We start from the raw sequence: 17,355 nt of genomic DNA, 5'->3' as shown, positions 1-17,355 counted from the left end.
ACGGTCCCGGACGGTCTCAGACGTCGATCTTGGACATCCGGCGGATCAGGAAGAAGCCGATCCCGTACAGGCCGAAGGCCACGACCACCGCGGCCTGCCCCCAGAAGGACGAGGTCATCCGGTCCAGCGAACCGGCCGAGATCCGGTTCATCAGCAGCAGCGTCCCGATCCCCAGGAGCGGTACGACATAGGCGGTGACGGTCACCTGCGAGAGCTGGGTGCGCACCTCCCGACGGGTCTCCTTGCGCTCCTCCAGCGTCTGGGTGAGGTTGCGCAGCGAGCTGACCACGGTCCCGCCCGCGCGGTTGGACAGCACCAGCGTGGTGACCAGCACCACCAGCTCCCGGGAGGGCAGCCGCTCGGCCAGCTCCTCCAGCGCGTCGTCGATCGAGTGGCCGACGGCCAGCTTGGCCGCGACCTTGGCCAGCTCCTCGCCCGCCGGCGCCTCCATCTCGTCCGCCGCCATGCCGAGCGCGGTGCGCAGCGCGAGGCCGGCCTGGGTGGCGTTGGCCAGGATCCGTGACAGCTCGGGCAGTTGGTTGATGAAGCGCTCTATCCGCTTCTGGCGCTGCCAGCTGAGGAACGCGAACGACCCCCAGACGGCGACCACCGCCGCTATCGGCCCGAAGAACGCCGCGAGGAAGGACGCCGCGACCAGCCACAGCCCGGCCGCCACCCCCGCCGTGTAGACGAAGAACTCCCCGGGCGTGATCTCCAGGCCCGTGGCCGCCAGCCGCAGCTCCAGCTTCCGGCCCAGGGAGGTGGTGCGCAGCCGCCGGTCCACCCGGGCGAAGCGGCGCGGGCGGCCGGTGCCCGGCAGCGGGCCGGTCTCCGACAGCCGGTCGATCAGCGCGCGCTGCTGCTCCTTGCCGCGGACGAAGGTGTGCACGCCCACGACGCCCAGCGCGCCGCACACCAGCGTCGCGCCGAGGGCCGCCGTCGCGAGATGGTCCATGGGCCCTGCTACCTCCGGTCCCTGGGGTCGTACGGGGGTCGGTCGAACGGGGGTCGGTCGTGCGGGTCGTATCCGGCGGCGCGGGTGGCCAGCTGCGCCGGGAAGGCGGCCACCCCGAAGGCGGGCGGCACCGATTCGCTCGCCAGGCGCAGCCGTTCGGCGACCCGCTCCGGCAGCGGGAAGTAGCCGAACCGCCCGTGCACCACCCGGTCCGCACCCATGGGCTGGGCGTCGAAGCGGCAGACGGTGGCGAGCCGGTACGTATCGTGGCCATGGCTGTCCAGCAGCGCGATCTCGCTGATCCGCCGGGAGCCGTCGGCGTGCCGGACCAGCTGGACGATGCAGTCCACGGCACTGTTGATCTGATCCCGCAGCGCCTCGTAGGGAATGGCCACATCGGACATGGAGGCGAGCGTCTGGAGCCGCATCAGCGCGTCCTCGGCGCTGTTGGCGTGGACGGTGGCCAGCGAACCGTCATGGCCGGTGGACATGGCCTGGAGCATGTCGAGGGTCTCACCGCCGCGCACCTCGCCGACGATGATGCGGTCGGGGCGCATCCGGAGGGAGTTACGGACCAGGTCGCGGATGGTGATCCGGCCCTTGCCCTCGACGTTGGGCGGCCGGGACTCCAGCCGGATCACATGCGTCTGCTGAAGCTGGAGCTCGGCGGCGTCCTCGACGGTGATGATGCGCTCCCCGTCCGGGATCAGCCCGGACAGCGCGTTGAGCAGCGTGGTCTTGCCGGAGCCGGTGGGGCCGGAGACCACGACGTTGAACTTGGCCCGCACCAGCGCCGCGAGCAGCATCAGCATCTGCTCGTCCAGCGTGCCCATGCCGATCAGCTCATGGAGGGTGTAGGCGCGGGGGAAGCGGCGGATGGTGAGCGTGGCGCCGGTGAGGGCGAGCGGCGGGATGATCACGTTGACCCGCTCACCGGACGGGAGCCGGGCGTCGACCATCGGATTCGACTCGTCCACCCGGCGGTTGACCGTGGAGACGATGCGCTCGATGGTCTGCATCAGCTGCTCTTCGGAGGCGAAGCGAACCGGAACCAGCTCGACCCGGCCCGCGCGCTCCACGAAGATCTGGTCCGGGCCGTTGACCATGATCTCGGTGATGGAGGCGTCCTCCAGGAGCGGTTCGAGCACCCCGAGGCCGAGCGCCTCGTCCACCACCCGGCGGATCAGCTGGGAGCGCTCGGCGGTGGACAGCACCGGGCCCTCGCGGCTGATGATGTGGCCGAGCACGCGCTCCAGCCGGGAGCGGCGCTCGGCGGTGGAGAGCGAGGACATCTCCGCGAGGTCGATCTCCTCGAGCAGCTTGGCGCGGTAGGCGGAGACGAGGTGCCCGTCCTGGCGTCCGCCGCTCTCGGGGGTCCCCTCGGGCGCGGTGATACGGGACCGCAGGCTCATCGGCCGCCTCCCAACGCGGCCTGGGCCGCACGGCCCGCACCGCCGTCTCCTTCGTCGCAGGGCATGGTGGCGCTCTTCTCGGCGCTGCCGAAGTCGAAGCCGGGGATGACGGAGGGGATCTCCACGGTCGCGGTGGCCCGCGCCTCCCCGCCGCCGCAGCCGCCGCTGCCGATGCTCGCCCCGTCGGCCAGCCATCCGCTCATCGCCGCCAGCCCGGCGGCCTGGGGGCTGGTCCGCGGCTCGTCCAGCGACGCCGTCCGCGCCGCCGCCCGCGCCGCGGTCCCGGCCTGCTGCGCGGCGTAGGCGGCGATGCCGAGCTGTACGGCGGCGAGCGCGACGAGGATGAGGATCGGCAGAAAGCCCAGGAACTCGATGGACGCGGACCCGGCGTCGGCCCGCCCCCGGCGCGCCCCGCCGGGGCGCGGCCCCGTACGGGCGAGGACCCCGCCGGGCAGCCGCCGTGCCCCTGACCGTTGGCGAAGCGACGCTTCCGCGCGGGCATGCGCACGCGGAGAACCCGCGCGCACAAAATAATCGAGTCCAGCGCTCCGCGCGCGGCCACGCGCACGCGGAGAACCCGCGGCCAGGTGGCGCGCCGCGGCCCCGGCGGCCCGCCGGACGGCTCTCGGCACAGCCGCGACCCGACGGCCCCACCGCTCGGTGGTCTCCGCCGCGCCGCGGAGTCCCGGCGATGCCGAGCCCTGGCCCCCGGGCCGTGCGGCGGCGGGCGAGGGACGGTCTCCCCGACGGTCCGTCGCCCCACCCCGTCGCACGGCTACGGGGTGGGGCGACGACATATGAGCGGCCATCCCGCGCGGCCGCGGCACGTCGACCGCCCCACCGCGGCGTCGCGCGGCGGCCGTCGCGGTGGGCTCGGCGCCCGGCGCCGCGGTGGGTCCGGGCGCCGCTGAACGGCCGGAGGGCCCGCCGCTCGGCGGCGTACGCCCGTCCCCCGGGGCCGCGAGGCCGCCGCCCGGCGTGGTGGCCGCCACCGGGCGGCTGGGGAGGCGGGGGGCCGTCGCGGAGCCCGCGACGGCGGGCCGCGTGGGTGCGCGGTGACGACGGGTCATCTCAGCCTCCTCCGCCCGCCAGGTCGGTCTCGTCCGCCGCGCCCGCGGTGCCCGTGACCGTCCAGGGGAAGTCGGCGGCGCCGGGGAAGAGGATCGGGACGTGCAGCTCGACCGTGGCCTTGTAGACCGAGCCGTCGCCGCCGGCGCAGTCGATATCGGCGCTCCAGGAGCCGGGGATGTCCTTGCTCGCCGCGTCCTGGCAGGCGCCCGCGCCCTTGGCGGCGCCCGCGCGGGCGCCCTTGTCGGCCGAGTTGCCGGCCAGTGAGTACGTATAGCCCACCAGCACCAGCTGCCAGACGACCGCGAGGACGATCAGCACCAGCGGCAGGACGCCGAGGAATTCGACCGTCACCTGGCCGCGGTCGCCGCCCCGTTTGCGCAGGAACCCCTTGGTGGACGGCGGGGCGAGCTCGCCCCGCGCATCGGTGCCGTCGCCCACGCTGCCCTGCGCCGCGTCGCCGCCCGCCTCTATGGCGTGGCGCCGCCGCAGCCCCGGCAGGGCGCGCTCGCCGCCGCCCCCGGCCGCGTGGCCGCCCCGGTGGGCGGCGCGGCGGCCGCCGCCGCCCGGGGGCGCGGCCTCGACCAGGCCCAGCTCCCCGGCCAGCCCCCACAGCGCCTGTTTGACGGCCGACTTGGCGTCCAGGTCCTGCATCCGGCCGGAGTCGACGGCGGGCTGGAGCTCCTTGAAACCGGCCGGGATCGCCGTGCGCGCCACGGTCGTCCCGGTGGCCCGCTGGACCAGCTGCGGCTGGATCTCCGCGCTGCGGGTGTGCCGGTTGACCACGGTCACGGTCTCCTCCGCCTTGCGGATCTGGAGCCGGTCCCAGAGCCGGACCATGCGCTTGGCGGCGCGCACCGCGACCACGTCCGGGGTGGTGACCAGCAGCGCGATGTCCGCGGTCTCCACGGCGGCGGCGCCCGCGGAGGTCATCTGCGTACCGCAGTCGACGATCACGATCTCGAAGCGCGACCGCAGCGCGCCGATCACCTGGCGGGCGGTGCGGTCGGTCACCTCCTCGCCGCGCTCGCCCTCGCCCGGTGCGAGCAGCAGCCCGAGCCCGGTCTGGTGGGTGAACACCGCGTCCTGGAGCACCCGCGGCGAGATGTCGCTGATCTGCGCCAGATCGGCGATCGAGCGCCGGAACTGGACGTCGAGGTACGAGGCGATGTCGCCGGACTGGAGGTCCATGTCGACCAGCGCGACCTTACGGCCCGCGGCCCGCGCGGCGAGCGCGAGCTGAACGGCGGTCACGGTGGTGCCGACCCCGCCCTTGGCGCCCGCGACCGCCACCAGCTTGCCGCCGGGCCCGGCCGCCAACGGATCGCCGCCGCCCCCGAGATGGCGCCGCACGCCGGTGGCCCACTGGGCGGCGCCCTGGACGCGGGCGGCCAGTTCGTCGTACGACAGCGGTATTCCGGCGATGCCGCGGGCCCCGGCGTCCATGGCGGCCGAGTACAGCGCGGGCCCCGCGTCGGCGGTGACCAGCACCACGCCCACCGCCGGGAAGCGCAGCGCGATCTCGCGGATCAGCTCCAGCGCGGGGGCCGGGCCGATCCGCTCATGGACGAGGACGACCTCCGGCAGCTCCTCCAGGGAGGCGGCGGCCAGCGAGGCGAGGGTGTCGAGCAGCAGGGTCGAGTCGCCCACCGGCGCCGTCGGTTCGACACCGGGCAGCTGGCCGAGCAGCCCGCTCAGGGAGCGGGCGGCGTCGGGGTCGCCGACGGCCGGCAGAATCCTGATCGTCACCGCGGCACCTCCTCACTCATTTGTCGCCGTCGAGGGTGTAGGTGCGGTCGCCGGGGCCTATCGAGGAGCCCCCGCCGGGGGCGACCAGCGCGAGCCGCACATGCGAGGCGAAGGATTCGGCGTAGGCCACGCGCTGGGCGTTCTTGGTGTCGAGCGCGAAGGTGATCGGCACGGCCTCGTTGATCCGCCGCTTGTCGTCCTGGTCGGGCTCCAGGGCGGTGATCTTGCCGAGGTCGAGCACCTCGGCGCCCGCGACGATCAGCTTGGAGACCGGCGCCTCGCCCTGGGTGTTGCCCTCGAAGGTCGCGTAGATGTTGACCCGCGCGCCCGGGGTGATCTTCCCCGCGACGCCGGTGGCCGCGTCGACCATGATCGCGATCTCCTGCTGTCCGGCCTTCAGCGCGGGCCGGTCCACGATCATGTCCCGCTGGAGCAGCGACCCCTTGGTCAGCTGGGTCACCGCGATCTTCCCGCGTAGCTCGTCGAGATCGGTGACGGCGGTGGAGGGCACATAGCGCTTGGGCATCGAGACCTTCTCGAACTCCCCCGCGTCCAGCGCCTTGTAGGGCTTGACGTCCGAGGTGAGCTTGTAGGCGGTGGTCTCGGGGCCGACCTTCGACTCCACGTCGTCGATGACGGAGAGCACTCCGGCGAAGGCGCCGACGGCGCACAGGACCGACAGGAGCAGCAGGATGACTCCGCGGCGCTGGCGTGAATTCATGGGACGCACAACCTCGTTCGGGGACGTTACCGGCTGGTCAGGGCGGGACGTTGGGACGTGAGCAGTGCGGGGATCTCATCGCCGCGCGCCACCGGGCAGGAGCAGAAGGCACAGCGGTCGCCGATGAGTTCGAAACCGCACCAGTGACATTCCTCTCTCCGTACGGAGGCCACGAGCTGGTAGAGGACCGAGAGGTCGGGGATGGCCGCGGCGAACTCGATCAGCTTCGGAGTGCCCCACCAGCGCGCCGACTCGGCGGGCAGCGGCACCTCCTCCACGCCTCGTACGCCCCAGGCGGGGGCGAGGGCGCCGGTGACCCAGTCGTCGTGGCCCGCGCCGCCGCCCCCGTAGCCATGGCTGCCCAGCTGGCCCCGGGCGACGGTCATGGCGGTGAGGTACCCGGGCGCGGGCAGCTCCGTCGCGCCGCCGACCTTGACCAGGTGCGGGGTGGGGTGGGCGAGCACTCCGAAGTGGGCGCCGGGCATCCATGACTTGACGTGCGAGGTGAGGCTGACCGGGACCCGGTCCAGCCTGGCCACGCTGCCCAGCAGGGCGCCCGCGTGGATGTAGTGGGAGAGCAGCCGGGCGGCGCACGCCAGCACACCGGGGCTGAAGTCCGATATGGACAGCTGGCGCAGCTGACGGGCCAGCACCGCGACGGCGAGCGGGGGCAGTTCGAGGGGCAGCAGCGCCATCCGGTCGCTCTCCAGGACGGAGCGCACGGTGTGGAGCCGGCGGACCACGGCCGCGGGGGTCGCGGCGGGGTAGAGCACGACGAGATAGCCCTGCTGGTCGAGGAGGGTCGCGACCTCGGCGAGGGCGTCGTCGAGCGACTGTGCGTCCGGCGGGCGGAGCACTACGGCCGACGGGGTCTGCCCGTCGGGTGGCGGAAGAACCAGCTCGCGGCCGGTGACTGCTATCGCGGTGGGCACGTCGGCTACCCCGTCTCACATCGGCGCCGAGCGGCGGCGGCCGCAGGTCTTTACTGCCCCTGTCTCTTTACTGCCCCTGTCCTGGTCCGTCGTCACTTTACCGCTCCTGGGCTTGTTGGTCAGCGTTGACCAACTCGCCATAACTCGGACCGGTGGTCCGGTGACCCTCCAAACGGTCTTGGGGGTCGGGGAACAGCGCGAGTTGGTCACCTCGGCGCGGTCGAGTCTTGCCGCCCTTGGTGGGCGAGCCCGTCGTCCTGGGTGGGCTCGCGGTCCCGCACGCCCGTGGGAGGGATACGGCCTGGCCGGTAGCTCTCCGCTCAACCATCCTCCGGTGGTGGGCGGTCACACCTGGCCGACGCCGGATCCCGTGCCCGAGGGCGCGCCGTCCGATGGCCACCGAGGCACCGTGGTGCCGGGTGACCGTAGTCTTCCGCGACTGGTCCTGAAGAGGCCGGGTCCAATGCTGTCCGCCCCAGCGGCTGGTGTACGCCGGGTCGACCGCGATGACGACCAGGCCCCGGTGGTAGGCCATGCCGCGCAGGCGTTCGCGGAAGCGGCCGGTGGGGATGCCCGACACCGTGCGGCGGAGCGTCTTGCCGCGCCTGCCACGGCCCATGGTCTCCCGACCGGTGACGCGGGCGTCGGCGAAACCCAGATCCTCGATCGCGATCCCCACGCAGCCGTGCTCGTGAGCGAGGGCGATCAGCCCACTGATCGCGGCGCGCAGCCGTCCGTCCCGCGTGGCCGCCGGGCCGGTCAGGTCCAACGGGATCGTGACCGGTTCGCCGATCGGGTTGCCGTGCCGGTCGAGCACACAGGCGGCCAGGTGGTCCGCGTTGAGGTCGACTCCCAGGAGCCGCGCACCAGGGGCCTTGACCTCATCCAGGTTGGGCGGCTCGGCCGTGTCGGCCGTCCAGGACGCGTCCAGGTACCAGCGGCCGCGGGCCGGGTCACAGGTGATGTCATAGCGCACGGCCCGGTGGGCGGTGACACGGTCCAGCCACTCGCCACACCGGTGTTGGAAGACCACACCGCAGCCCAGCCGGTATCGGCCCCTTGGAGCGTTGGCCAAGTGCCGCAACGGCTCGGGCAGCACGAGAGACACCGCGCCATCAGCTGGGTCCACGGCGATGGTGTAGTTGCCGTGCGGGGCACCAGACTCGCCATCCGCGGTGAGGAACAGCCGCTCGGCCTCCCACCGCTGACGCCACTCGGCCTCGGTCAGTTGCGCCCCGGCAAGACGGTGTCGCACTCGTGCCAGGCGGCGACCGCCGACCGTGATCGACGGCCGCCCTGCGGCGATCTTCCGCTCCACTACGGCGAACCGGGCCTCAAGCACCTGCAAACGGCGCTGTTTGAGGGCCCGCTCATGTCGATCGGCGTAGCCACGCACACCGTTGCTCGACCTCTTGCCGCACGGGGCGGCCAGGCGGCGGCCGATGACGCGGATGGCTCGTCGCAAGCCGGCGCGCTCGTCGTACAGGCAACGCATCGACAGCTGGAACTGGTCCTCGCTGACACGGGTCATCGCCCCCGCCCAGCGGGCCGAGGACACTGTGGTGAGCTTCTTCTTCCGCTCCGCCCGCTGCCTGTCTTTCCCGCTGGCCCGACCGATCCGGACCCGCTCGGCCAAGTCGGCCCGCTGGTGGCGACCGAGATGCTCGCCCACCAGGCGCAGGACCTTCTCATCGGGCGGACTCAGCCGCAGGCGGCCCCTGATCCGTGTCCCCGATGGCGGGGCCACGACGAACGGAGCGGCCAGCACACGAAGTTCACGCTTCCTGCCACGTTTGCGCGCCACCAGCCGCCTCCTCCCAGTCGCGCCGAACTCACCCGCCACCACCGAGCATGCGTTCCCAGCACCTGCGCCGTCCCGGGAACTCGTCTCGTTCACCCGTACGAAGGACATGACGGCCGACCACGGTCTTCGAACAAGCTGACAGTTACTTTCTCGGGTCTACGCGGCGCGATGAACTAGTCCACCAACTGGGACGCGACGGCGGGCAACGCGTGGTCGAACACGGTGGGCCCCAAGGTCCACGGTCTGCCCTAGCGTGACGCGGCCCCTTCCGCGAGGGGGCCATGGGGCCCTTCCGCGAGGAGGGGCCAAGGGGGGCCGGGAGCGCAACCGCTCTTGGCCCCCTCATCCGCATTTTTCACCCTCCCGTGCGGGGAAGATGTCGCGCGGGGTTGACAACGGCATTGGTCTGGACCACCTTATATCCACGCCACAGGGGCCCCTGAACGCACACTCGCACCACCTCCCCCCACATCCCCCCACGTACGGAGGCTGTCGTGGTACGCGCACAGTTCACCAAGCGGCTGCTCGGAGCCGCCGCAGTCGTCGCCCTCGCTGCTGGAGGGCTGATATCCGCAGGTTCGGCCAACGCGTCCGAGGACCACTCCGACGCCGGCCAGAGCGCCGCCGCCGTCCCCGAGCACGCCGTCACCGGCTACTGGCAAAATTTCGACAACGGCGCGACAACCCAGAAGCTCTCGGACGTCCCGGACGACTACGACATCATCGCGGTCGCCTTCGCGGACGCCACCGGCTCGCCCGGAGCCGTCGACTTCAAGCTCGACCCCGCCACCGGCTACAGCGACGAGCAGCAGTTCAAGGACGACATCAAGGCCAAGCAGGCGGCCGGCAAGTCGGTGATCATCTCCGTCGGCGGCGAGAAGGGCACGATCTCGGTCAGCGACGACGCCTCGGCCGACGCCTTCGCCTCCTCCATCACCGGTCTGATGGACGAGTACGGCTTCAACGGCGTCGACATCGACCTGGAGAACGGCGTCAACTCCACCTACATGACCAAGGCGCTCAAGGCCGTCCACGACAAGAAGAGCGATGTCGTGGTCACCATGGCGCCGCAGACGATCGACATGCAGTCGGCGTCCACCGAGTACTTCAAGACCGCCCTGGGGATCAAGGACTTCCTGACGGTCGTCAACATGCAGTACTACAACAGCGGCTCGATGCAGGGCTGTGACGGCAAGGTCTACTCGCAGGGCTCGGTCGACTTCCTCACCGCGCTCGCCTGTATCCAGCTGGAGAACGGGCTCGACCCGTCCCAGGTCGGCATCGGCGTGCCCGCCTCCACCAGCGGCGCCGGCTCCGGCTATGTCGAGCCGGGCGTGGTCAACGACGCCCTCGACTGCCTCGCCAAGGGCTCCGGCTGCGGCTCCTTCAAGCCGTCGAAGACGTACCCCGGCATCCGTGGCGCGATGACCTGGTCCACCAACTGGGACGCGGCCAGCGGGAACGCCTGGTCCAAGGCGGTCGGCCCGCACGTCCACGGGCTCTAGGCCACAGAGCGGGAACGAAGGTTCGAGGTGCGCCGGTGTGCCCCGCCCGCGATGGGCGGGGCACACCGGCGTACTGGTGTTCGCTACGGCTTGGGCAGCACACACCCCGCCAGGTTCAGGTCGATCTTGTTGCCGGTGGTCACGCACTTCGTGATGCCGTACGTCTCCTGGGCGTAGTTGATGCCCTTGCGCACCGTCACCGCGCCGCTCTCGTCCACCTCGCACGGATTGTTGAGGGTGCAGCGGGCGCCGTCCTCGTTGCCCGTGTTGTTCACGGCCACGACCTTGCCGGACGCCGGGTCGACGACGGGAGAGCCCGACGTTCCGCCGATCGTGTCACAGGCGGAGGTGTAGCGGACCGAGTCCTTCCAGGTCCAGTCGCCCTCCTTAAGCCGGTATGCAAATCCGTCGATATTGCAGGAGTAGATCTTCTTCCAGTAGCCGGAGACCACATTGATGGCGGAGCCCTGGGTCGGGTGGCTGTCCGACAGCGGTAGTGCCTTGATGCCGTACGCCGACTGGATCTGGGCGTATGTGGACGTCAGCTGGTACAGCGAGATGTCGGTGTCGGTCATCGTCGCGTACGCGACCTTGTTCGCGCGTACGGTGCCGGCGCTGCCACCCGAGGCGGTCAGCAGGGTGAAGCTCCGGCTCGACGGCTGGTCGACGATCACCTCTCCCGCGCCGGGGAAGCCGCTCTCCAGGCAGTGGCCGTTGGAGAGCACGAGCGCGGGGTCGCTGTCGGCCGAGCCCGGCGTCCGGACAACGGAGCCGGAGCAGTTGCTGAGCGCCACCGTGCCCGCGAAGTCGACCGCCTTCGGTGCCTTGGCGGGGGACGCGGCCGTCGCGGGTGCCGCACCCGCGCCGACGAGGGTCGCGCCGCCCAGTAACAGGGCCGAGAGCGCACCGACGAGAGATCTGTTCATGCGGGGGGTTCCTTCCCTCGATGAGAGATTCCTTCGGCTTCGACCATTTCCCACCCCTGCGCATGTCATGCGCATGGCCGAACACTGGCGCAGCAGTCGCTCGCCCCTCACCCCCCAGGAGATGTCATGCGACGTCGCATCCGCGGCAGACGGGCCACCGCCCTCACCGCCTTGCTCACCCTCGCACTCGCCGCACCCATGGCAGCTCGGGCCGACGACCCCGCGCCCCGGCCAGGCACCGGGCGCACCGCCCCATCCGCCGCCGAGACCGCCGCCGACCCGAGCGTGAAGCAGTACGAGGTCTCCGGCCCCACCACCCCGGCCGCCCGCACCGCGATCGCCGCCACGGGTGTGTCCATCGACGAGGTGGACGCCCGCTCCCTGGTCGTCACCGCCGACGCGGCGCAGGCCGAGCGGCTGCGCGCGCTCGGCCACCGGCTCACCGCCCTCCCGGGCCCGCCCGACCGCGGCCAGGGCAGGTCCGCCAAGCCGTTCGACTTCCCCTCGGCCGATGCGAAGTACCACAATTACGCCGAGGCCAATGCCGAGATCAACGCGGCGGTGGCCAAGTATCCGGCCATTCTCAGCAAGCGCGTCATCGGAAAGTCGTACGAGGGCCGCGATATCGTCGCGCTCAAGATCAGCGACAATGTGGCCACGGACGAGAGCGAACCCGAGGTCCTCTTCACCGCCCATCAGCACGCGCGTGAGCATCTGACCGTGGAGATGGCCCTCTATCTGGTGCGGCAGTTCACCGAGGGCTACGGCAGCGACTCCCGGATCACGAACGCGGTCAACGGCCGGGAGATCTGGATCGTCCCGGATGTGAACCCGGACGGCGGCGAGTACGACATCGCCACCGGCTCCTACCGCAGCTGGCGCAAGAACCGCCAGCCCAACTCCGGCTCCTCGTCCGTCGGCACCGACCTCAACCGCAACTGGGACTTCAAATGGGGCTGCTGCGGCGGCTCTTCCGGCTCGCCCGGCTCCGAGACCTACCGCGGGCCCAGCGCCGCCTCCGCCCCCGAGGTGAAGGTCGTGGCCGACTTCGCGCGTAGCCGCGTCGTCGGCGGCAAGCAGCAGATCAAGGCCGCGATCGACTTCCACACCTACAGCGAACTGGTGCTGTGGCCCTTCGGCTGGACGTACGACGAGACCACCACCGGCATGACGCGGGACGACTACGACGCCTTCGCCGCGGTCGGCAAGAAGATGGCCGCGAGCAACGGCTACACCCCCGAGCAGTCCAGCGAGCTCTACATCACCGACGGCGCCATCGACGACTATCTGTGGGGCACCCAGAAGGTCTTCGCCTACACCTTCGAGATGTACCCGACCTCCTCCGGCGCCGGCGGCTTCTACCCGCCCGACGAGGTCATCGACCGCGAGACCAGCCGCAACCGCGACGCGGTGCTCCAACTCGTGGAGAACGCGGACTGCATGTACCGCTCGATCGGCAAGGAAGCGCAGTACTGCGCCTGAGCCCGAGCCGGGGCCGTATGGCACGCGAAGCGCCGTCCCGGCGGTATCCCCGCCGGGACGGCGCTTCGCGAGGGCCCCGGGGCGGCCGTCTTCAGTACCGCTGTCGGCCGCCCGGGTAGCGGACAGGCCGACGGCACTCGGGCGCGTCGGGGGGCGGGGCTGCTCACCAAGCGCGTAACACAGGGCCGCGTGCAGCCGCTCCGCCTCCGCGGGCGTCAGCTCAAGCTCGGCGATCGCTTGATGCCGCCCGCCCCTGCTGATCTGGAGCGGCAACGCGAGTTCCCCACCGTTCACCCTGCGCAAGCCCCGGCCCGGAACCGGACCAATCCGCCAGTCGGTCACGACGACCCCGCAGCGCCGCCAGGCGCCGTAATCACGTCCGGGCCGTCGCCTTCGTCGAACGAGGGCAGGCGGGCGCCCCTGCTCTCGGCGACCCGCAGCACATCGCGCAGCGCCTCACACAGCCGCTCCGCGAGGTAGCGGAGTTCTCGCTTGTCCGCCCTGGGGGCGTCCAGCAGCACCCGGGCGTGCCGGAGGAGTTCGGCCGCCATCGACACCTGTACGGCCTCGATCGCGTCTGCCCGTCGGCTCAGAGGGCTGCTCCCGTCATCCGACGACAGATAACACGGCTTTCCGTCGGGGTCCGTCCACGGCAGCAGGCGCAGCCCGGTCATCACGCTCATCAGCTCCATTCAGTTTCTTCACGCTGTGTGGCGCATTCCTCACAGAGTGGAGGTGACTCTGGCTACGCTGCTAGGAGGGCGGGTCTGACAGCACAGTTTTCAACTCAGGGAGTCAGCCATGGAGATGGATCGGAGGCCACGCACCCCGAGGGAGAAGTACGGGGAGGAGTTGAGGATCCGGCGCACAGCGGCCGATATGACACAGGAGGCACTGAGTGAGCGCGTGGTGTGCTCGCCCACGCTGATCAGCCATTTCGAGGCGGGCAGGCGGTTACCGAAGCCCGACGACGCGGCGCGGATCGACCGGGCGCTGGGAACGGACGGGTTCTTCGCGCGGTGGCTGGAGGATCTGGAGTCGAAGTTCGCGGACCACTTCGCGGCCATGGCCGAGCTGGAGCAACAGGCCACGGTGATCCAGCAGTTCGCGCTGTCGCTGGTTCCTGGTGTGCTTCAGACCGACGACTACGCGCGCGCTCTCTTCGGTGCCTACCGGCCGAACTACACGGCAGAGGAACTTGACGAGGCGGTTGTCATCCGAACTAAACGCCGCCGCATCCTCGACGGACCCGCTCAGCCCGTCATCTGGACGCTGCTCGACGAGGCCGTCATCCGGCGTCGCGTCGGCGGCTCACAGGTCATGGCCGAGCAGTTGCGCAGGATCGGGGACATGGCCGAGGCGGGACGGATCCGGCTGCACGTACTGCCGTACGACGTGGGGGCGCATGCGCTCCTGGAGAGTCTGCTCACACTCATGAGCTTCCCGGACTCTGCTCCGGTGGGTTACGTCGAAGGCTTTCTCACCGGCAACTTGATGGACGATCCTGCGCTGGTGGCCGCCAGCCAGACCGCCTACGCTCTTGCCCTGAGCGACGCGTTGTCGCAACAGAAGTCACTGGCCCTCGTCAGTGCGGCAGCGGAGGAACACGCACATGGTCAGCAGTGAGCACACCGTCTCAGACGCGTCCACCCTCACCGGGTGGCACAAGTCCAGCTACAGCGGAGGAAGTACGCCTCAGGGCGAATGCCTCGAAGTAGCGCGTGGCCACGCCACCGTGCCCGTCCGCGACAGCAAAGTCCCGCACGGCCCTGCGCTCGTATTCGAGCCGTCCGCGTGGTCGGCGTTCGTCTCCGCCGTCAAGCGCGGGGAGTTCCCCACCACCTGAACCACCCAACTCCCCAGCGGGGGCAGCCGTTAACGGCTGCCCCCGCTGGTTCCCACCGCCGAACGGCTATCGCACCGGCGCCACCACTCAAACGGACCGAGCGGCGTTGATTAGAATCGCTTCTCATGTCGAAGCCTGACGAACTGCTTGTTGATGTCGCGGCCTTGGTGGAGTCCGGGCACAGCAACCAGATGACTCTGACTGTGGTCGCCGGTGGTGCTGTCATCACGGGTCGGTTGGCTCCCGAAGCTGTCTGGCGGCAGCGGGTGTCCGAGGTCCTGGCGGACTCGGCCAGTCTCAATAGATTCTCTGGTGTCTTCACCGCTACGACGTGTGAGGAGAAGGCGCCCACGCATCTGCATTTCCATGTGTCGCGGATTCTGCAGGGCACGGTGGGGATCCCGGAGACAGGCGGGATGTACCGCGTGGCGATCGATGACGTCAGCGCTTGGACCGTGGGCGACTTCAGCTACTCCGACCAGTGAGATACAACGCTGCGCGTTGACGGACCGCGCGGCAACGCGACGAGGGTCCGACCGGCACGTGCCGGTCGGACCCTCCTGTTGTTCTGGTGGCGGCTCGCACCCGCTCGTCGGTCAGACGGTGGCAGGTGCGCCGAGCATCGCGGAAGCCTGCTGGAGTGGGCTGGGGACACGCGTGGGCGCGGCTGTCTGGCGGACGCCGGGGCAGGTGAAGCCGAGCTGGGTCATGGCCCGGAGAACTTCACCGGCGCTGAAATCGCGGCGGTCCTGGCGCGTGATGACCTGCCCGACCTGCTTGACCGGGTAGGTGCGGCGGCCGATGATCACGGACTCGCCGATGACCTGTTCGGGCTTGACGCCCTTCATGGATTCCAGGACACCGCTCTTGGTGAGGTCGAACGGGAAGCGGGCGATGATACAGCGCATGGTGCCTCACAGAGAGAAGAAGGGGGTAGTTCTACCGCGGTGAGGCGGTTCAGTGGGCGAGGACGCCCCGAGCGCTGTCCTGGTCTTCGACGACCGGCAGTGCGGCGAGTCGGCGGTCCAGGGCTGCGTGCTCGGCTTCGGCGGTCGTGGTCACGGGTGAGGTGAACGGCCCACCGCCGTCGAGGATATCGCGCAGTTGGACCCGGTCCGTGTACGCGAGGCTGTCACGGACTGCGGTGAGCTGGGCCTGGGTGACCAGTTGGGTGCACAGGCCGTCGTTGTCGCAGACGAACAGGTGCCCGGTGCGGGCGCCGGCCATGACGGAAAGGGCGACTTCGATGGTCATGTCGTCGCAGACTTGCAGTGCGCCTGTGTCCATGGCGTCCGCCGCGGTCTGGTGTGCGGGGGTGACGTTCGAGGGGGGCTGCATCTGAACCAGCGTCAAAAGGTGCCTCCTGCAATGGTGGGTCAGTTTCCTGATCACGGAGTTTCTAGGCCGCCGCCGCGTCGAAGGAGGTCTGCCGTACGGTCCTGCGTCGGGCAGCCGAGGCGGGGCTGCGTCGGCCGCGTGAGGATGCGCCGCGCTTACGCCGCTCGGCCACCGGCGCGGTGATCGTGACGGGGATGCCGGAGGGTGCCTGGGCGCCGGTGATCCGACTCAGGGCCTCTTCGCCGACGCGGATCTGGGTGGTCTGGGGCACGATCCCGGCGGCGCTCATGAGACGGCTCATGTCGCGGCGCTGGTTGGGGGTGACCAGGGTGACGACGCTGCCCGACTCGCCGGCCCGCGCGGTGCGGCCGCCGCGGTGGAGGTAGTCCTTGTGGTCGGTCGGCGGGTCGATATTGACGACGAGGTCGAGGTCGTCGACGTGGATGCCGCGGGCGGCGACGTTCGTGGCCACGAGCACGGTGACGTGCCCGGTCTTGAACTGGGCCAGGGTCCGGGTGCGCTGGGGCTGCGACTTGCCGCCGTGCAGTGCGGCGGCCCGCACTCCGCTGTTCAGCAGGTCCTGCGTGAGCCGGTCGACGCCGTGCTTGGTGTCCAGGAACATGATCACCCGACCGTCGCGGGCCGCGATCTCGATGGTCGTGCGGTGCTTGTCCGCGCCCTGCACGTGGAGCACGTGGTGCTCCATCGTGGTGACGGCGCCCGCCGACGGGTCGACGGAGTGGACGACGGGGTCGGTGAGGTAGCGGCGGACCAGGCGGTCGACGTTGCGGTCGAGGGTGGCGGAGAACAGCATCCGCTGGCCCTCGGGGCGCACTTGGTCCAGGAGTGCGGTGACCTGGGGCATGAAGCCCATGTCGGCCATTTGATCGGCCTCGTCCAGGACGGTGATCGCGACCTGGTTCAGCCGGCAGTCACCGCGGTCGATGAGGTCCTTGAGCCGGCCCGGCGTGGCGACGACGACTTCGGCGCCACCCCGCAACGCGCCTGCCTGCCTGCCGATCGACATTCCGCCGACGACGGTGGCCAGGCGCAGCTTCACCGAGCGGGCGTAGGGGGTGAGTGCGTCGGTCACCTGCTGGGCCAGCTCACGCGTCGGGACGAGGACCAGGGCCAGCGGCTGGCGGGGCTCGGCACGCTGTCCGGCGGTGCGGGCCAGCAGAGCCAGGCCGAAGGCGAGGGTCTTGCCGGATCCGGTGCGCCCGCGTCCCAGGGCGTCGCGGCCCGCGAGGGTGTTGGGCAGGGTCGCGCCCTGGATCGGGAACGGGACGCTCATGCCCTGCGCGGTCAGCGCGGCCAGCAGCTGGGCGGGCATGTCGAGGTCGGCGAAAGCCTCGACCGCGGGCAGCGCGGGAGTGATCGTCTTCGGCAGGGCGAACTCGCCCGAGGCCGCGGCGGGCCGCCAACCGTGGCCACCCGAGCGGCTCGGGCCACCGGAGCGGCTCGGCCGCCCTGATCGGCTCGGGGCGGGCGAGCCGAAGCGACTGCCCCGGCCCGAACCGGTGCCGGAGTTGAAAGCGGGCCCGCTGGTGCGGCGGGTCCGGGAGGTGCGGTGGTTCGTACGTGTGGGGTTCATTTGAGAACCTTCCTTGATACGGC

Annotated in this window: 17 protein-coding genes; 5 read left to right on the top strand and 12 right to left on the bottom strand. The window is 70.8% G+C overall.

Annotated elements, in window-relative coordinates:
• Positions 1–16 precede the first annotated feature (16 nt).
• From NQU54_RS25640 to NQU54_RS25610, 7 genes are all read right to left on the bottom strand, one after another.
• The gene (locus NQU54_RS25640) at positions 17–955 is read right to left on the bottom strand and encodes a type II secretion system F family protein (protein WP_069864557.1); all 939 of its coding nucleotides are present in this window, start codon (positions 953–955) and stop codon (positions 17–19) included.
• An 8-nt stretch (positions 956–963) separates the two neighbouring features.
• Positions 964–2,367 (bottom strand): TadA family conjugal transfer-associated ATPase, encoded by a 1,404-nt coding sequence (locus NQU54_RS25635; RefSeq protein WP_257633175.1) that lies wholly within the window; start codon positions 2,365–2,367, stop codon positions 964–966.
• A complete protein-coding gene (locus NQU54_RS25630; protein ID WP_372506026.1) occupies positions 2,364–2,894 on the bottom strand; it encodes a TadE/TadG family type IV pilus assembly protein in 531 nt (176 codons plus the stop codon). Before NQU54_RS25630 ends, NQU54_RS25635 begins: the two co-directional genes overlap by 4 nt.
• A 544-nt stretch (positions 2,895–3,438) precedes the next feature.
• Positions 3,439–5,184 (bottom strand): CpaE/TadZ family protein, encoded by a 1,746-nt coding sequence (locus NQU54_RS25625; protein WP_257633174.1) that lies wholly within the window; start codon positions 5,182–5,184, stop codon positions 3,439–3,441.
• 16 nt (positions 5,185–5,200) lie between these two features.
• Complete coding sequence (gene cpaB / locus NQU54_RS25620) at positions 5,201–5,905, bottom strand: Flp pilus assembly protein CpaB (protein WP_102937408.1); 705 nt, start codon at positions 5,903–5,905, stop codon at positions 5,201–5,203.
• Positions 5,906–5,931: 26 nt separating this feature from the next.
• A complete protein-coding gene (locus NQU54_RS25615; protein WP_069864566.1) occupies positions 5,932–6,837 on the bottom strand; it encodes a hypothetical protein in 906 nt (301 codons plus the stop codon).
• Positions 6,838–6,934: 97 nt separating this feature from the next.
• Positions 6,935–8,641 carry a hypothetical protein gene (locus tag NQU54_RS25610; protein WP_257633173.1) on the bottom strand — a complete coding sequence of 569 codons (1,707 nt, stop codon included), beginning with the start codon at positions 8,639–8,641 and terminating at the stop codon, positions 6,935–6,937.
• 494 nt (positions 8,642–9,135) lie between these two features.
• On the opposite strand from NQU54_RS25610, the gene NQU54_RS25605 reads away from it, so the two are divergent.
• Positions 9,136–10,146, top strand: coding sequence for a chitinase (locus NQU54_RS25605; protein WP_257633172.1), 1,011 nt, complete (start codon positions 9,136–9,138; stop codon positions 10,144–10,146).
• Positions 10,147–10,229: 83 nt separating this feature from the next.
• Here NQU54_RS25605 and NQU54_RS25600 read toward each other — a convergent pair whose 3' ends face one another.
• Positions 10,230–11,072 (bottom strand): S1 family peptidase, encoded by an 843-nt coding sequence (locus NQU54_RS25600; protein WP_257633171.1) that lies wholly within the window; start codon positions 11,070–11,072, stop codon positions 10,230–10,232.
• A gap of 126 nt (positions 11,073–11,198) precedes the next feature.
• Between NQU54_RS25600 and NQU54_RS25595 the strand changes: the two genes are divergently transcribed.
• Positions 11,199–12,554, top strand: coding sequence for a M14 family metallopeptidase (locus tag NQU54_RS25595; protein WP_257633170.1), 1,356 nt, complete (start codon positions 11,199–11,201; stop codon positions 12,552–12,554).
• 338 nt (positions 12,555–12,892) lie between these two features.
• Here NQU54_RS25595 and NQU54_RS25590 read toward each other — a convergent pair whose 3' ends face one another.
• Complete coding sequence (locus NQU54_RS25590) at positions 12,893–13,237, bottom strand: hypothetical protein (RefSeq protein ID WP_257633169.1); 345 nt, start codon at positions 13,235–13,237, stop codon at positions 12,893–12,895.
• 118 nt (positions 13,238–13,355) lie between these two features.
• Between NQU54_RS25590 and NQU54_RS25585 the strand changes: the two genes are divergently transcribed.
• The 3 genes from NQU54_RS25585 to NQU54_RS25575 all read left to right on the top strand — a co-directional run bounded on the left by NQU54_RS25585 (position 13,356) and on the right by NQU54_RS25575 (position 14,885).
• Positions 13,356–14,180, top strand: a complete 825-nt coding sequence (locus NQU54_RS25585) for a helix-turn-helix domain-containing protein (protein ID WP_257633168.1) — start codon at positions 13,356–13,358, stop codon at positions 14,178–14,180.
• Positions 14,167–14,400, top strand: a complete 234-nt coding sequence (locus tag NQU54_RS25580; protein ID WP_257633167.1) for a DUF397 domain-containing protein — start codon at positions 14,167–14,169, stop codon at positions 14,398–14,400. Before NQU54_RS25585 ends, NQU54_RS25580 begins: the two co-directional genes overlap by 14 nt.
• A gap of 125 nt (positions 14,401–14,525) precedes the next feature.
• On the top strand, positions 14,526–14,885 hold the full coding sequence (locus tag NQU54_RS25575; protein WP_257633166.1) for a hypothetical protein: 360 nt from the start codon (positions 14,526–14,528) through the stop codon (positions 14,883–14,885).
• 111 nt (positions 14,886–14,996) lie between these two features.
• Here the strand turns inward: NQU54_RS25575 and NQU54_RS25570 are convergent, their stop codons facing one another.
• Genes NQU54_RS25570 through NQU54_RS25560 form a run of 3 tightly spaced genes read right to left on the bottom strand, consistent with a single transcriptional unit; the run spans position 14,997 to position 17,332 of the window.
• Positions 14,997–15,308 carry an SCO5918 family protein gene (locus NQU54_RS25570; protein ID WP_257633165.1) on the bottom strand — a complete coding sequence of 104 codons (312 nt, stop codon included), beginning with the start codon at positions 15,306–15,308 and terminating at the stop codon, positions 14,997–14,999.
• A gap of 49 nt (positions 15,309–15,357) precedes the next feature.
• A complete protein-coding gene (locus NQU54_RS25565) occupies positions 15,358–15,753 on the bottom strand; it encodes a CBS domain-containing protein (protein ID WP_257633164.1) in 396 nt (131 codons plus the stop codon).
• A gap of 46 nt (positions 15,754–15,799) precedes the next feature.
• On the bottom strand, positions 15,800–17,332 hold the full coding sequence (locus tag NQU54_RS25560; protein WP_257633163.1) for a DEAD/DEAH box helicase: 1,533 nt from the start codon (positions 17,330–17,332) through the stop codon (positions 15,800–15,802).
• Positions 17,333–17,355: the final 23 nt, after the last annotated feature.

The organism is Streptomyces malaysiensis subsp. samsunensis (genome assembly GCF_024519315.1).
Classification (GTDB): Bacteria; Actinomycetota; Actinomycetes; order Streptomycetales; family Streptomycetaceae; genus Streptomyces; species Streptomyces malaysiensis.
The sequence above is the reverse complement of the archived record's forward strand: the minus strand, read 5'-3'. Positions and strand labels throughout refer to the sequence as shown.

What these genes read in the sequence shown, in the direction of transcription:
- NQU54_RS25585 (WP_257633168.1), top strand. Translation starts at nt 13,356, where the DNA reads ATGGAGATGGATCGGAGGCCACGCACCCCGAGGGAGAAGTACGGGGAG.
- NQU54_RS25640 (WP_069864557.1), bottom strand. Translation starts at nt 955, where the DNA reads ATGGACCATCTCGCGACGGCGGCCCTCGGCGCGACGCTGGTGTGCGGC.
- cpaB (WP_102937408.1), bottom strand. Translation starts at nt 5,905, where the DNA reads ATGAATTCACGCCAGCGCCGCGGAGTCATCCTGCTGCTCCTGTCGGTC.
- NQU54_RS25580 (WP_257633167.1), top strand. Translation starts at nt 14,167, where the DNA reads ATGGTCAGCAGTGAGCACACCGTCTCAGACGCGTCCACCCTCACCGGG.
- NQU54_RS25590 (WP_257633169.1), bottom strand. Translation starts at nt 13,237, where the DNA reads ATGAGCGTGATGACCGGGCTGCGCCTGCTGCCGTGGACGGACCCCGAC.
- NQU54_RS25635 (WP_257633175.1), bottom strand. Translation starts at nt 2,367, where the DNA reads ATGAGCCTGCGGTCCCGTATCACCGCGCCCGAGGGGACCCCCGAGAGC.
- NQU54_RS25575 (WP_257633166.1), top strand. Translation starts at nt 14,526, where the DNA reads ATGTCGAAGCCTGACGAACTGCTTGTTGATGTCGCGGCCTTGGTGGAG.
- NQU54_RS25570 (WP_257633165.1), bottom strand. Translation starts at nt 15,308, where the DNA reads ATGCGCTGTATCATCGCCCGCTTCCCGTTCGACCTCACCAAGAGCGGT.
- NQU54_RS25600 (WP_257633171.1), bottom strand. Translation starts at nt 11,072, where the DNA reads ATGAACAGATCTCTCGTCGGTGCGCTCTCGGCCCTGTTACTGGGCGGC.
- NQU54_RS25560 (WP_257633163.1), bottom strand. Translation starts at nt 17,332, where the DNA reads ATGAACCCCACACGTACGAACCACCGCACCTCCCGGACCCGCCGCACC.
- NQU54_RS25595 (WP_257633170.1), top strand. Translation starts at nt 11,199, where the DNA reads ATGCGACGTCGCATCCGCGGCAGACGGGCCACCGCCCTCACCGCCTTG.